Here is a 15791-nt window from a genome sequence, read left to right on the forward strand (position 1 = left end):
GTAAACAAGCTCGAATAGCTTTTATCGCTCCACTGTCCAGATGCGTACATCCATTGTCCATAAACGGACAATGGATGTACGCATTTTTTGTGATTAACCTCTGTTTCTGCGCCGATCACCCTGTTTTACAGATTTGGCAAAGCATTTGATATACCGAAATGGAGGATATCCCATTTGGCTTTCATTAACTCTCGTTCGGGTTATGCGACGCAGTGATTTAGGTGAGTTTGAAGAGGTAGTTTTACTAGCCGTAGCAGCTCTTTCGCCCAAAGCGTATTCAGTGATGATTGCTGAAGAGCTGGAGCAGGAAACCGGTAATTCGGTCAGTACGGGAGCGGTCCACGCGGCTTTGCAACGGCTGGAGCAGAAAGGCTACCTGACGTCGCAGTTGGGCGAGGCCACGGCCGAACGGGGCGGTCGCCGAAAGCGGCTGTTTACGGTTACGGCCCTGGGCGGCCGGGTACTGAGCGAGGTGCGGGCCGTGCGCAATCGGCTGTGGGACCGGATTATTCCCAACATTCGACTGGAATGGAGCTAAATAGCGTAGGGCATAGGGCTAGGGGCCTAGGGTAGGATTACCCGCGACCCGCCCCCAACTCCCTGTCCTTACCCCCTTGCCCTATGCCAAACAACCCACCCCGCTTCGCTGACCGCCTGCTGACCTGGTTCTGCGCTCCCCATTTGGTGGAGGAAGTGCTGGGGGATCTGCATGAGCGGTATACACTACGGGTCAGGCAAGTGGGGGCGGCCCGTGCCCGACGGCGCTACTGGCTGGACGTGCTGGCCTATGTGCGCCCTGAGTTTATAAACCGACAACCAACAGTCGGAATGCCGCACCAGCGATATTCCGAAGATTATCCAAACCCAGAAGTTACCGATATGCTACGAAACTATGTCAAAATCGCCTGGCGGAATTTGATGCTGAACAAAGCCTTTACCGCCATCAATATTCTAGGGTTAGCCATTGGGTTGACTAGTTTTATGCTTATCGCCGTATTCGTGTACAACGAATTGAGCTATGATAAATACCCCGTTCACGCCGGTAACCTCTATCGGGTACAGCTTTCGATGGTCGGCAATGGTGACGTAGCCGTATACCCCAATGTCGATGCGGGCGTTGGCGAAGGCATTCAGCGGGCTTTTCCCGAAGTAAAAGCGTCGACCAGGCTAGCTCCTGTCAGCGACTATGTCCAGTACAAAACCAATCAGTTCAAAGAAGCACACCTTGCTTTTGCGGATTCAAATTTCCTTCAACTATTCTCCATTCCCTTCCTGAAAGGCAATGTGGCAACGGCTCTGGTGGCACCTAATAGCGTAGTCGTCTCAAAAGAGTTTGCTACTAAATATTTTGGTGATGAAGACCCGATGGGAAAAGCGCTGGCGGTAGGTACGCAACGGGAAACCTATACGGTTACGGGGATTATCGATAAAGTACCCGATAATTCGCATTTTCATACGGATGCTTTTCTGAGTCTATCGACGCGGCACATCGCCCATCCGACCTGGAGCAATCTCGGTTTCTTTACCTATCTGGAGTTGGCCGATAAAGCAGATCCGAAAAAACTGGAAGCTAAATTTCCGCAACTGGTTGCCCAATATGTCGTTCCCGAAGTGCAGCGTGACATGGGTGTCAGTCTGGCCGAAGCCCAGAAATCCGTAGAGACATTCCGCTTTTTACTACAGCCGCTCACAGACATCCATTTGTACTCCAATACCAAGTATGAAATGGAGCCGAACGGCGACATAAAGTACGTGTATATTTTCTCCGTTCTGGCGCTGTTTATTCTATTATTAGCCTGCATCAATTTCACAAACCTGTCGACGGCGCAAGCGGCAAAACGGTCCAGAGAGGTAGGGGTTCGCAAAGTAATGGGATCGGTGAAAAACCAGCTGGTGTTCCAGTTCCTTACCGAATCGGTCCTGCTGACGTTGTTGGCGATGGTGTGTTCGTACGGGCTGGTTTTCTTATTGTTGCCTTACTTCAATCAGGTTGCCGACAAACAGATTGGCTTCGCTTTTTTTCTGGACTATCGGGCTATCCTCACGATTTTTCTGGTCAGCGTACTGTCCGGGATTATAGCCGGTATTTATCCCGCTTTTTTTCTGTCGTCGTTCAGTATTATCAAAACCTTAAAAGGATCATTTTTTGGTAAAAGCTCGCAGAAAAAACCGTTGCACAACGGGTTGATTGTGTTCCAGTTTTCGATTTCGACCATCCTGCTCATTGCTACGATGGTGGTATACAGGCAGTTGCAGTACATGCAGAACAAGAAACTGGGGTACGATAAAGATCAGGTAATTGCACTGCCCGATACCCGACTGCTGGGCGATAGCCAACTGGCGTTTAAAGAACAGCTTTTGCAGAATAGTCATGTCATATCGGCCAGCCTGTCGAGGTATGTGCCGGGCGGCATCATGATGGACGGAACGCAGATTTATCCTAAAAACGAAACGTCGAACGGTGCGGAAATTCACGCCAATATTTACCACGTCGACTATGATTACCTCCGCACGCTAGGGATACAGGTCGTACAGGGGCGGAATTTCTCAAGAGACTTCCCGACGGATTCCCTTTCCGGGGTGCTCATCAACGAATCGGCCGTGCGAGAACTAGGCTGGAAAGGGACCAATCCGATCGGTAAATCGGTGGTCCGGTCGGGCAATCACGAGTTCAAAATCATTGGTGTGGTCAAGGATTTCAACTACGTGTCGGTCAAGCAGAAAGTAGCTCCCATCATGCTGATGATGGGCAGGAGTGCCGGCGGAATCGTCATTAAAATCAACACCTCGGACGTAGCGGGCTTTCTGGCCGATCTAAAACGCCAATGGGAGGCCTTCAACCCGAATGGGCCGCTGGAATACCATTTTCTGGACGATCAGTTTGCGGCCTTCTACGCCGGTGAGCAACGTACCCAGCACTTATTTTCGGCCTTTGCCCTGCTGGCCGTTATCATTGCCAGCCTGGGGTTGTTTGCGCTTTCGGCTTTCGTAATCGAACAGCGGACCAAAGAAATTGGCATCCGCAAAGTCATGGGCGCGTCGGTGCCGGGCATCGTTCAGTTACTGGTCAAAGATTTTGTCAAACTGGTGCTAATTGCCGTCCTGATTGCTTCGCCTATTGCCTGGTATGCTATGCATCAATGGTTGCAGGATTTCGCTTATCGCATCGATGTCGAGTGGTGGATGTTTGGGCTATCGGGGCTGATGGCGCTTACCATTGCCTTGCTGACTGTCGGTTACCGAAGTATCAAAGCGGCTTTAATGAACCCGGTCAAAAGCTTACGATCGGAATGAATAGCCTAGGGCGTAGGGGGTAGGGCCTGGGGTAAGCCTAGCCCCAACCCCATGCCCTTAGCCCCTTGTCCTATGCCCACTACTCCGCCCCGCTTCGCCGACCGTCTGCTGACCTGGTTCTGTGCCCCTCATTTAGTGGAGGAAGTGCTGGGGGATCTCCATGAGCGGTATGCACTACGAGTACGGCAAGTGGGGGAGGCCCGTGCCCGACGACGTTACTGGCTGGATGTGCTGGCCTACGTGCGCCCTGAGTTTATCGACCGACAACCCAAGCAGTATCCTAACCCAACCCATACGACTATGCTACGGAATTATGTGAAAATCGCTTTTCGAAACCTGTCCCGGCAGAAAGCGTATTCCTTCATTAACATTGGGGGGCTGTCTATTGGTATGGCGGTGGCCATGCTCATCGGACTATGGATTTACGATGAATTGTCGTTCAATAAATACCACAAAAACTACGACCGTATTGCGCAGGTGATGCAGAATCAGACTATCAATGGCTCTGTCTCGACTGCCCCCACGATCCCCATCCCGCTGGCCAACGTGCTCCGGACGACGTATGCAGCCGGTTTTAAATGGGTGGTGTTATCCTCCTGGACCGAGGGCCATATCCTGTCATTCGGAGATAAAAAATCCCGGCGAACAGGGAATTATATAGAACCGCAGGCCCCCGATCTATTGTCGCTGAACATGGTCAAGGGGACCCGGGCGGGACTCAATGAACCGTATTCGATTCTGTTATCCGAATCGGCCGCCAATGCCCTTTTTGGAAATAGCGATCCGTTGGGTCAACTCGTGAAAATCGATAATCAGACGGCCGTTAAAGTAACGGGAGTTTACCAGGATTTACCCTACAACACACAGTTTAGTAATCTGGAATACCTAGTTCCCTGGCAGGTAAATGTGGCCGTTCGGGACTGGGTAAAAAAATCGCAGCAGAAGTGGGACAATAACTCGTTTCAGCTTTTTGTGCAGCTTGCCGACAAGGCCGATATGGACCAGGTTTCGGCAACCATAAAAGATGCGAAGCTAGCGAATGTCGATCCCGGACTAGCCAAATTTAAACCCGAGATTTTTCTGCAGCCGATGCGCAATTGGCACCTGTATTCGGAGTTTAAAAACGGGGTAAATGTGGGGGGGCAAATTCAGTTTGTCTGGCTGTTCGGCATCATCGGCGTGTTTGTACTGCTGCTGGCCTGCATCAATTTCATGAACCTAAGTACGGCCCGGAGCGAGAAACGCGCTAAAGAAGTCGGTATCCGCAAAGCGATTGGATCGGTGCGTGCCCAACTGATCAGCCAGTTCCTGAGCGAATCCTTACTGGTTGTTTTTATGGCGTTTGGAATTGCGCTGGTTCTGGTGCAGCTCGTTCTGCCGGTATTCAATGAAGTAGCGGCCAAGCAAATGGCTATCCTTTGGTCAACGCCCCTTTTCTGGCTGCTGGGTCTTGGCTTTACGCTGCTGACCGGCCTGGTCGCCGGTAGTTATCCCGCTTTGTATCTGTCGTCTTTTCAGCCGGTAAAAGTTCTGAAAGGCACCTTTAAGGTGGGGCGTTTTGCGTCGCTGCCCCGACAGGTGCTGGTAGTGGTGCAGTTCACGGTTTCGGTAACGCTGATCATCGGAACCATCATCGTGTTCCGACAGATTCAATACGCCAAAAACCGACCAATTGGCTATGACCGAAGCGGACTGCTGTATATACAAACCACTACGCCCGATATTCACGATCATTTTGAAACGTTCCGCGCGGAGTTGATCCAGTCGGGAGCGGTGGCTGAAATAGCGGAGTCAGAAAGCCCCCTGACGGCTATCTGGAACTTTAACGGTGGCTTCGACTGGGACGGCAAAGACCCGGCCCAGCAACCCGACTTTGCGGTCATCGGCGTAACCCACGATTTTGGAAAGACAGTAGGCTGGCAGTTTAAGGAAGGGCGCGATTTCTCCCGAAAATTCAGTACCGACTCGTCCGCTATGGTTATCAACGAAGCGGCTGTAAAATTCATGGGGTTGACCAGATCGCCAGTTGGAAAAATCATCCGTGAAGGCGATTTGCGGTATACCATCGTGGGCGTTATCAAGGATATGGTCATGGATTCACCTTACAAACCTGCCCAGCAAACGCTTTTTTACATCAGCCGTTTCCCCAGCAATTTTGTCAATATTCGTATCAACCCGGCTATGAGCGCCAGTGAAGCGGTCGGTAAAATTGGCGATATCTTCAAAAAATACGCGCCAGCGGCCATTTATGATTACAAATTTGCCGATCAGGAATACGCGCTCAAATTTGCGACCGAAGAGCGGATCGGTACGCTGGCCAGCTTCTTTGCCGTGCTGGCTATCTTCATCAGTTGTCTGGGCCTGTTTGGTTTAGCGTCGTATGTGGCTGAGCAGCGCACCAAGGAAATCGGTGTGCGCAAAGTGCTCGGCGCATCTGTCCTCAACGTATGGAGCTTACTCTCGAAAGACTTTGTCACGCTGGTAATCATCGCGTTTAGTCTGGCCAGCCCGGTCGCTTATTACCTACTGGGCAACTGGCTTCAGAACTACGACTATCATACCGACCTTTCCTGGTGGATTTTCGGAGCTACCGGCATGGGTGCTCTGCTCATCACTCTGCTGACGGTCAGTTTCCAGAGCGTCAAAGCGGCTTTGATGAACCCGGTCAAAAGCTTACGATCGGAATGAATAGCCTAGGGCGTAGGGGTTAGGGCGTAGGGGTTAGGGCCTAGGGTAAGCCTGGCCCCAAGCCAACCCCCTGCCCTTAGCCCCATGCCCTATGCCCACTACCCCGCCCCGCTTCGCCGACCGTCTGCTGACCTGGTTCTGCGCTCCCCATTTAGTGGAGGAGGTGCTGGGGGATCTCCATGAGCGGTATGCACTACGAGTACGGCAGGTGGGGGAGGCCCGTGCCCGACGACGCTACTGGCTGGATGTGCTGGCGTATGTGCGGCCTGAATTTGTTCGAAGACGACCCGACGAATACCCTCAACCAACAAATACGACTATGCTGCGGAATTATCTCAAAATCACCTTCCGAACGCTGAGTCGGAACAGGCTCTACACGACGCTGAATGTAGCGGGTCTGACGTTTGGTGTTACGTGCTTTTTACTGATTGGACTTTATCTGTTCGACGAGTTGACGTTCGATCAGCAACATCGTCAGTCGAGCCGGATTTACCGGGCAATCCAGCATAAAAAGAGTTCGACGGAAGACCTCACCATTGCCGCATCGAGCTACAAAGTGTCGGAAGAGTCGAGAAAACAGATCGCTGAAATCGAGAATACCGCTCGAATCATCCGAACCGGGCGGGCTAATCTGACAAATCCCGCAAACAAAAATACGTTTCAGGAAACCATCGCATTCGCGAATAACGGTATCATGGAACTGTTTGATTTCGAGACTGTAGATGGCAACAGCCGCACGGCCCTGAAAGAGCCTAACTCCATTGTTATTGTCGAGGAGTTTGCCCAGCGCTTGTTTCATACGACTCAGGTGGCCGGTAAAACCCTGAAGCTGGAATATATGGATAAACCGCTGACGATAACGGCTGTTCTGAAAAATCACCCCCGCAATTCGAGCTTTGATTTCAATACGCTCATTTCCGAAGCAACGATCCGTCACGACGATGATTTTGCCCGATGGATTTCTGAATGGGCATCTCAGAATTTCATGACCTTTTTCCTGCTGAAAGAACAGGCCAATCCAGACGTGACCGCCAGAAAAATTACCCAGTTACTCAACGCGAATGCCAAACTGGAGGTAGGTACGTCGATAAGCTATAGTCTGCAACCTCTGGCCGATATGCACCTGTATTCGGAACACATTGTGGATGGCGCCCGAAACGCGAATGTCGCTGAGATGGGTAAAGGGGTGTTGTTGTACATCAAAGTTTTTGCCGTGGTAGCGCTTTTCGTGCTACTGATTGCCTGCATCAACTACATGAACCTGACGACGGCCAGAGCGTCGAACCGGTCGAAAGAAATTGGAGTACGGAAGGCCAATGGTGCGTTTCAAATCCATCTCGTCAAGCAATTCCTGACCGAATCGATGGTTGTCACCACCATTTCTTTTCTGCTGGCCATTGGCATTGTGAACCTACTCCTTCCGGCTTTCAACGAATTTACGGGAAAAGAACTGTCACTGGGTTTCAAGGCCGATTACCGAATCTGGCTTTACGCGCTGATCGCCCTCGTAACGGTTGGTTTAGTGGCAGGCAGTTATCCATCGTTCCTGCTGTCAAAATTCAGCCTGTTGGCGCTGCTGAAAAATCTTAAACTCCAGAACAAAGGCGATTTGTCGCTACGCAAAGGATTGGTTGTTTTTCAGTTTACGATTTCGGTGGTCATGATCATTGCGACCATCGTGTTGTTTCAGCAGATCCGGTTCACCAACAACAAAGACTTGGGTTTCAACAAGGAACTCCTGCTGGTCGTTGATATCAACTCCGCTAAAATCAGAAGCGGATCGGAAACCATCAAAGCGGAATTTAGTAAAATACCGACGGTGAAAAACGTATCGACAACGTCGCGAGTACCCGGTGAGTGGAAAATCATTCCGACTATTCATATTCGGCAGGAGGGTAGTTCGGAAGACCATAAGGTGTCGTATCTGCTGGGTGTCGATGAAAACTTTGCTAAGACATTCGAGGTACAGGTGCTGAAAGGCCGCAACTTCGTGAATGCAAGCGATTCGACGTCTATAATTTTGAACGAAACGGCGGCTAAACTTCTGAATATTACCAATGTATCGGGGCAGCTGGTAGAGATTCCTGAACGGGCGATGAACGGAAGTTACTTTCCGCTCATGAATCGCCAAACGTTTCATGCGCGAGTAGTTGGTATTGTTAAAGATTTTCATTTTCAGTCGTTGCGCGAGAAAATAGCGCCGATGGTGCTGGCTTATGAGCATAATCCAGTTCATACGATCGACTATTTTACCTCGCGCGTGGAAGGCCGGGACATTCCGGCAACACTGGCGAAAATGAATGAGGTGCTAACCAAAATCGATCCGACACATTTGTTGGAATATCACTTTCTGGACGAGCAACTGGCCCGCTTCTACCTCGAAGATCGGCGTCGTGAAACCCTGCTTATCTGGGTTGCAATGGCTACCATTTTCATTGCCTGTATGGGACTGTTCGGCTTGGCTACTTACGCAGCCGAGCAGCGCGTCAAGGAAATTGGCGTTCGGAAAGTGTTGGGTGCCAGTGTCTTCAATCTGACGGCCTTACTATCCCGAGATTTCCTGAAGTTGGTGTTGATTGCCAACGGCATTGCCTTTCCGTTAGCCTGGTGGGCTACCAATCAATGGTTAAATGAATTTGCCTATCACGTCTCCGTTGAGTGGTGGGTATTTACCGTTGCAGGGGTTTTAGCCCTCGCTATAGCGTTGGCGACCGTTAGCTACCAAGCCATCAAAGCCGCGCTGGTCAACCCGGTCAAAAGCTTACGATCGGAATAGCACAGGGCGTAGGGGTTAGGGCCTGGGGTAAGCCTAGCCCCAACCCCTAGCCAACCCCATGCCCTTACCCCCTTGCCCTATGTCTACTACCCCGCCCCGCTTCGCCGATCGTCTGCTGACCTGGTTCTGCGCTCCTCACCTGGTGGAGGAAGTGCTGGGGGATTTGCATGAGCGGTATGCACTACGGGTACGGCAGATAGGGGAGACCCGTGCCTGGTGGCGCTACTGGCTGGATGTACTGGCTTACGTACGACCTGAGTTTATCAACCGAAAACCCTCACAGTACCCTCAACCAACAAATACGACTATGTTACGGAATTATTTAAAAATCGCCTGGCGGAACCTGACCCGTCACAAGGTTTCATCTTTTATCAACATCGGCGGGCTGGCTGTAGGTATGGCCGTAGCCCTGCTGATTGGGCTCTGGGTGTATGATGAATTGTCCTTCAATACCTATCATGAGCATTACGACCGAATTGTTCAGGTCCGCACGCGCGAATACGGTGAACACGGCGTAGGAGTGAGTTCATCGGTGCAGTACCCGCTGATCACGGAACTTAAAGCCAACTACAAAACTGACTTTAAGCATATTGTGGCTACTTCGTGGGATATCGATAACGTGCTGTCGGCCGGCAACACGAAAATTTCCCGAAAAGGATTATTTATGGAGCCTGATGGCCCCGACATGCTGACGCTGAAAATGGTTTATGGGTCTCGGATGGGCTTGAATGATCCGCACGCCATCCTGCTTTCTGAGTCTACGGCCAGGGCCTTGTTTGGGAATGTCGACCCCGTCAATCAATTGATGAAAATCAATAACAAACTGGATGTGAAAGTAACGGGTGTCTATGAGGACTTACCATTGAACACCCAGTTCAACGACGTCAAATTCCTGGCACCTTTCGACTTGTGGATCATCGACAATCCGTGGATTAAAGAGAAGGCCGCGGCCGACTGGCAGAATCATTTTCTGAAAATATATGCTGAATTAGCGCCCGATGCCGATTTTGAGAAAGTACTGGTCGATATTAAGCCTGCGGAGATGAAAAATCTAGCCAGTTTTCCGGAAGAAGCCAAACGAACGCCAGAGGTTTTTCTGCTTCCTATGCGCGACTGGCACCTGCACAATTACAAACGCGGCACCATCGACGGAGGACCGATGCAGATGGTTTGGCTCATCAGTATCATTGGCGCGTTTGTCTTGCTGCTGGCCTGTATCAATTTCATGAATCTGTCAACGGCCCGCTCTGAAAAACGGGCCCGGGAAGTGGGTGTCCGGAAAGCCGTTGGCTCGGTGCGGAGCCAGTTGGTGAGTCAGTTCTTCAGCGAGTCTTTTTTAGTGGTTATCCTGGCGTTTGTGCTGGCACTTTTGCTGACCTCGGTTGCCCTGCCCTGGTTCAACAACGTAGCCGCCAAACAAATGACAGTTCCCTGGACCAACCAATGGTTCTGGATCGCTAGCTTACTGTTTATCAGTTTTACGGGTTTTGTAGCCGGTAGTTACCCCGCTTTATATCTGTCTGGTTTCCAGCCTGTCAACGTATTAAAAGGTACATTTCGGGTTGGGCGATTCGCATCGATGCCTCGTAAAGCATTGGTTGTGTTGCAGTTCACGGTTTCCGTTACGCTGATTATCGGCACCATTATCGTGTTTCGGCAGATTCAGTACGCCAAAAATCGGCCGGTGGGGTATACGCGTGATGGCCTGTTGATGATGGAAATGAAATCAGGGGATTTTTATGGTAAACATGAGTTACTCCGCAGCGAACTCCAGCGAACGGGCGCCGTAGCCGAAATGGCCGAATCGATGGGGAAAGTTACCGAGGTTTGGTCGGGCAACAGTGGATTCAACTGGAAAGGAAAGAAACCCTCGTTGGATAATAGTTTTGGTACACTGGTCGTAACGCCGGAGTATGGAAAAACGGTCGGCTGGCAGTTCAGGCAAGGACGTGATTTTTCGCGCGAGCTGGCATCCGATTCGTCGGGTATCGTCATCAACGAAGCGGCAGTGAAGTACATGGGGTTGAAACAGCCCATTGGCGAAGCCGTTAGCTGGACATTTCAGGATCAGCCGATTCTGAATTTCAGAATTCTGGGCGTAATAAAAGATGTCGTGATGGAGTCGCCCTATGAGCCGATCTTCCCGACGGTTTTTATGATTCGGGCGCATGGTCGTCCCAACTGGATTCACATTAGAATCCAGCCAGCCGTCAGTGCCAGCGAAGCCCTGCCTAAAATTGAAGCGGTCTTCAAAAAACTGATTCCCTCAGCACCTTTCGAGTACAAATTTGCTGATCAGGAATACGCCCTTAAGTTTGCCGTCGAAGAGCGTATTGGGCAACTGGCCGGTTTTTTTGCGGCCCTGGCTATTTTTATTAGCTGTCTGGGGCTATTCGGACTGGCGTCGTACGTAGCCGAGCAGCGGACCAAAGAGATTGGTATCCGCAAAGTGCTGGGAGCGTCGGTGCTGAATTTGTGGAGTTTGCTTTCCCGCGATTTTTTGGGATTGGTTACCATCGCCTTTGTTCTGGCCGCCACCCTGGCCTATTATTTTCTGTCCGGCTGGCTTCAACGATACACCTACCGAACGGAGCTTTCCTGGTGGATTTTTGCGATTTCTGGTGCTGGTGCTCTGCTGGTGACCCTACTGACGGTCAGCTTTCAGGCCATCAAAGCCGCGTTGATGAATCCGGTCAAATCGTTGCGATCGGAATAGCATGGGGTGGCAGGGGTAGCCTGGATGGCACGGATTGTTTGCCGACCTGGATAGCTTGACGGTTAGTTGCTGATACATAGGAGACACGAAGGCTAAGCCCTCAATGTAGCCGTATCTCTACAAACGCAAAATATGAAGCCGACCTGAGATCAGGTCGGCTTCATATTTACAGATAACGGTGGAACGGATCAGGCCAGATCGAAGCGGTCCAGGTTCATGACCTTGCTCCAGGCTGCTACGAAATCATTGACGAATTTTCCGTTTGCATCGGCGCTGGCATATACTTCGGCAATGACGCGCAGCTCAGCATTCGAGCCAAACACAAGATCAGCGCGGGTGGCGGTCCACTTCAGCTCGCCGGTCGACCGGTCGCGTCCTTCGAAGACTTCCTTATGATCGGCGATAGCCTTCCAGCTCGTTCTCATGTCGAGCAGATTGACGAAGAAGTCGTTGGTTAGCACCTCCGGCCGGTCGGTGAAGATACCGAGTTTCGATCCGTCGAAGTTGGCATTCAGCGCACGCATACCCCCAACCAGTACCGTCAACTCAGGGGCCGTCAGCGTCAGCAGCTGCGCTTTGTCGATCAGCAGGGCTTCGGTCGATACGGTGTATTTTTTCTTCAGATAGTTGCGGAACCCATCGGCAACTGGCTCCAGTACACTAAACGACTCGACATCGGTTTGCTCGGCCGAAGCATCCATCCGGCCGGGCTTGAACGGAACCGTAACCTCGACGCCGGCTGCCTGAGCTGCTTTCTCGATGGCCGCACCCCCCGCCAGTACGATCAGGTCGGCCAGGGATACTTTCTTGCCGCCGGTTTGTGTACTGTTGAATTCTTCCTGGATGCTCTCCAGCGTACCCAGCACTTTCGCCAGTTGAGCCGGATTGTTGGCTTCCCAGTCTTTCTGCGGAGTCAGGCGGATGCGGGCCCCATTGGCACCACCCCGCTTATCGGAACCCCGGAAGGTAGACGCCGACGCCCAGGCCGTCGATACCAGTTCGGGAATACTCAGCCCCGACGCCAGAATATTAGCTTTCAGCGCAGCCACGTCGCTCTTGTCGATCAGGGCATGATCCACCGTCGGAATGGGGTCTTGCCAGATCAGTTCTTCCTGCGGAACATCCGTGCCCAGGTAGCGGGCGCGGGGACCCATGTCGCGGTGTGTCAGCTTGAACCAGGCGCGGGCAAACGCATCGGCGAACGCATCCGGATTTTCCAGAAAATGACGCGAGATTTTCTCATAAGCAGGGTCCAGCCGCAACGCCAGGTCGGTCGTCAGCATAGTTGGCCGGTGGCTCTTCGACGGGTCGTACGCATCCGGAATGATAGTATCCGCGTCTTTCGCGACCCACTGGTGGGCGCCACCGGGGCTTTTGGTCAGTTCCCAGTCAAACTTGAACAGGTTCTCGAAGTAGTTATTGCTCCACTGCGTAGGCGTGGTTGTCCAGGTTACTTCCAGACCGCTGGTGATGGTGTCGGGCCCTTTTCCGGCTCCAAAGGAGTTGGCCCAGCCGAAGCCCTGCAGTTCGAGGTCGGACGCTTCGGGATCAGAACCCACGTGTTCCGACGAAGCAGCGCCGTGGGTTTTGCCAAAGCTATGACCGCCGGCAATCAGCGCTACCGTCTCTTCATCGTTCATAGCCATCCGGCCAAACGTATCGCGGATGTCTTTAGCCGAAGCAATCGGATCAGGATTACCGTCTGGTCCTTCCGGATTAACGTAGATCAGCCCCATGTTGGCGGCCGCCAGCGGTTGTTCGAGGTTACGCTCATGAAGTTTACCATTGGGGTCTTCATCCGACACCAATATGCCATGATCTTCGGCTACGCCATCCGAACCACGCGCATAGCGTTTGTCGCTGCCCAGCCACTTGTCTTCCGAGCCCCAATAAACGTCCAGCTCGGGCTCCCAGGCGTCTTCACGCCCTCCGGCAAAGCCGAACGTCCTGAAACCCATCGATTCCAGGGCCACGTTGCCTGTCAGAATCAGCAGATCGGCCCAGGAAATCTTGCGGCCATATTTCTGTTTGATGGGCCATAACAGCCGACGCGCCTTGTCGAGGCTAACATTATCAGGCCAGCTATTTAGCGGAGCGAACCGCTGCTGGCCAGTTCCTGCACCACCCCGACCGTCGGTAATACGGTAGGTACCAGCGCTGTGCCAGGCCATCCGAATGAACAGAGGACCGTAATGACCAAAATCGGCCGGCCACCAATCCTGCGAATCGGTCATCAGCGCATGCAGGTCTTTTTTGACGGCTTCCAGATCGAGGCTTTTAAATTCTTCGGCGTAGTTGAAGGTCTCACCCATCGGATTGGAGAGCCCCGAGTGCTGACGAAGCAGATGAACTTTCAACTGATCAGGCCACCAGTCGCGATTTTGCGTGCCGTTACCCGCCACGCTAATTTTTGCGGCTGGCTCATTTTTCTGAGTCCCGCTGTAGAATGGGCACTTGCTGATGTCACCCGAGTAGGTATCCATAGGAATAGAACAGTGGTTATGTTAGAAGGAATCGCTTCCGTTTCAGGACAATATTAAAGCTTCGGGCGCCATAAACCAAATTGATTTGATTGATGATTTTATCTACAATATCTATAATATCGGCATAGTCCTATTTATCAGTAGACGCGTGCGTATGCTCCGAAGCAAGTACTGGCCAGGTTCATCCCATTTTTCAACCTATTCAACCCATTTTCTCCACGTGCCCGCCCGCCTGGTCTAGCTTTGGTCAACAAGTCAATAGATCTATGCTGAACGAGCAACTTATACGACGCTACGAACAGGTTCTTATCGCCGGTGCCGCGATTATTTACGTAACCAGACGACTGGTCCTTGACGTGAACCGCTTCGATACTATGATCGATACGGCCGAAAAGAACGGGGTATCCTCGGCCCTCATCGGGCGCAACCTGGCCGGCTACGACCATACGGTCAACAACAACGTTCCGCTGATTGCGGGTGTCTGCCTGATGCTGATGGCCTGGTATACCCTCCGTCGGCTGGATTACCCCTTTCGCACTACCCTGATCGTAGACCGCAAGGCTGGGTTGATTTTGCTGCTGACGGGCCTGTTGCTACTGGCGAGCGCTTTCGTGTATCACTATTTTAAGCTTCAGCTGCGCTATCAGCACGATGAGTTGGGTAAGATCATCGGACTGAAAGTGTTTTCGGTATTTAGCAAACGAACGGTTTTGGCCGATGCCGTTGGCCTGGGTATATTCCTGATAGCGTATGAACTGCTCGCACACCTGTTCAATTACCTGCACCGAAACCTGGCCGCCGAACTATCCGATCGTCAGCAGGCACTTAGTTATTTACCGTATACCGGTTTAGTCGCTATCCTGGGGAGTCTGGCTATGGCAGTGAATTTGCCTCCCACCTTATGGCGAAGCGGTACCCGCGACTTGCCGCTGGTGATGGGGCTTGTCATCCAACTGGTATTTCTGCAAGCCTATGCCCACACCTTTATCTTGCCGGTGTTCAGGACATCCCGTAGGGCTGAACCTTTGCTGATCAGCCGGGTCACGACCTTTCTGTTAACCGGATTCGTAGCGACCCTGGTTTTGTGGGGAGCCGTTACCAACTTTCATTACCGCCCCTTCGACCCGGTTGTGCCATTTACCTGTCTTGTCTGGGTAGGGGCTCTGGCTATTGCCTACGTTCGCAGAGGAGTCGCTAAAGAGAACGTGGCACTGCAGACCCAGGTCTCGACGCAATCGGCCGAATTGGCGGGGCTGCGGGCGCAGATCAATCCGCATTTTCTGTTCAACGCGCTCAACAGCCTCTACGCCACGGCGCTGAAAGAAAACAGCGAAAAGACCGCCGACGGAATCCAGAAACTGGGGGATATGATGCGGTTTATGCTGCAGGAAAATCACCGCGATCGCATTCCCCTCGATAAAGAAATCGAATACCTGCATAATTACATTCAGATTCAGCGCATGCGGCTCGATGAGACCCAGCCAATCGAAATTCGGGTGATGATTCAGGAACCGGACCGGCCGATCTACCTGGCGCCCATGCTCCTGACGCCGTTCGTGGAGAATGCCTTCAAGCACGGCATTAGTTTTCGGCATCCGTCCTGGATTTACATCACACTGACGCTGGACGCGACACAACTGTATTTTAAAGTACACAACTCCCGCCATCCGAAAACCGCGCATGATCCGGAAGAATCGCAGCCGGGCATCGGACTTGACAACGTTCGCAAGCGACTGGAACTGATTTATCCAGGTCGTCATCAATTGCTTATTCAACAGTCGGAGCAGGATTATTTCGTGTCGCTGACCCTGACTTACTGGTAGTGCCCCGCGCA

7 protein-coding genes are annotated in these 15791 nt (G+C 52.0%); 6 read left to right on the plus strand and 1 reads right to left on the minus strand.

What is annotated here, in order from left to right:
* Positions 1 to 202: 202 nt before the first annotated feature.
* From ACYVC2_RS08980 to ACYVC2_RS09000, 5 genes are all read left to right on the plus strand, one after another.
* Positions 203 to 538: a PadR family transcriptional regulator gene (locus tag ACYVC2_RS08980; RefSeq protein ID WP_461101969.1), complete on the plus strand. Its 336-nt coding sequence runs from the start codon at positions 203 to 205 to the stop codon at positions 536 to 538.
* A gap of 83 nt (positions 539 to 621) precedes the next feature.
* A complete protein-coding gene (locus tag ACYVC2_RS08985) occupies positions 622 to 3294 on the plus strand; it encodes an ABC transporter permease (protein WP_461101970.1) in 2673 nt (890 codons plus the stop codon).
* A gap of 72 nt (positions 3295 to 3366) precedes the next feature.
* Positions 3367 to 5982 (plus strand): ABC transporter permease, encoded by a 2616-nt coding sequence (locus ACYVC2_RS08990; RefSeq protein WP_461101971.1) that lies wholly within the window; start codon positions 3367 to 3369, stop codon positions 5980 to 5982.
* Between the two features lie 91 nt (positions 5983 to 6073).
* Positions 6074 to 8758 (plus strand): permease prefix domain 2-containing transporter, encoded by a 2685-nt coding sequence (locus ACYVC2_RS08995; RefSeq protein WP_461101972.1) that lies wholly within the window; start codon positions 6074 to 6076, stop codon positions 8756 to 8758.
* A gap of 79 nt (positions 8759 to 8837) precedes the next feature.
* Complete coding sequence (locus ACYVC2_RS09000) at positions 8838 to 11474, plus strand: permease prefix domain 2-containing transporter (protein ID WP_461101973.1); 2637 nt, start codon at positions 8838 to 8840, stop codon at positions 11472 to 11474.
* Positions 11475 to 11662: 188 nt separating this feature from the next.
* On the opposite strand, the gene katG is transcribed toward ACYVC2_RS09000, so the two are convergent.
* Positions 11663 to 13957 carry a catalase/peroxidase HPI gene (katG, locus tag ACYVC2_RS09005; protein WP_461101974.1) on the minus strand — a complete coding sequence of 765 codons (2295 nt, stop codon included), beginning with the start codon at positions 13955 to 13957 and terminating at the stop codon, positions 11663 to 11665.
* Between the two features lie 266 nt (positions 13958 to 14223).
* Here katG and ACYVC2_RS09010 point away from each other — a divergent pair, with 266 nt between their 5' ends.
* Positions 14224 to 15780: a sensor histidine kinase gene (locus ACYVC2_RS09010; RefSeq protein ID WP_461101975.1), complete on the plus strand. Its 1557-nt coding sequence runs from the start codon at positions 14224 to 14226 to the stop codon at positions 15778 to 15780.
* Positions 15781 to 15791: the final 11 nt, after the last annotated feature.

Source organism: Spirosoma koreense (assembly GCF_054777875.1).

Coding starts and splice junctions, on each gene's coding strand:
- ACYVC2_RS08980 (WP_461101969.1), top strand. CDS start 203: ATGCGACGCAGTGATTTAGGTGAGTTTGAAGAGGTAGTTTTACTAGCC.
- ACYVC2_RS08995 (WP_461101972.1), top strand. CDS start 6,074: ATGCCCACTACCCCGCCCCGCTTCGCCGACCGTCTGCTGACCTGGTTC.
- ACYVC2_RS09000 (WP_461101973.1), top strand. CDS start 8,838: ATGTCTACTACCCCGCCCCGCTTCGCCGATCGTCTGCTGACCTGGTTC.
- ACYVC2_RS09010 (WP_461101975.1), top strand. CDS start 14,224: ATGCTGAACGAGCAACTTATACGACGCTACGAACAGGTTCTTATCGCC.
- ACYVC2_RS08990 (WP_461101971.1), top strand. CDS start 3,367: ATGCCCACTACTCCGCCCCGCTTCGCCGACCGTCTGCTGACCTGGTTC.
- katG (WP_461101974.1), bottom strand. CDS start 13,957: ATGGATACCTACTCGGGTGACATCAGCAAGTGCCCATTCTACAGCGGG.
- ACYVC2_RS08985 (WP_461101970.1), top strand. CDS start 622: ATGCCAAACAACCCACCCCGCTTCGCTGACCGCCTGCTGACCTGGTTC.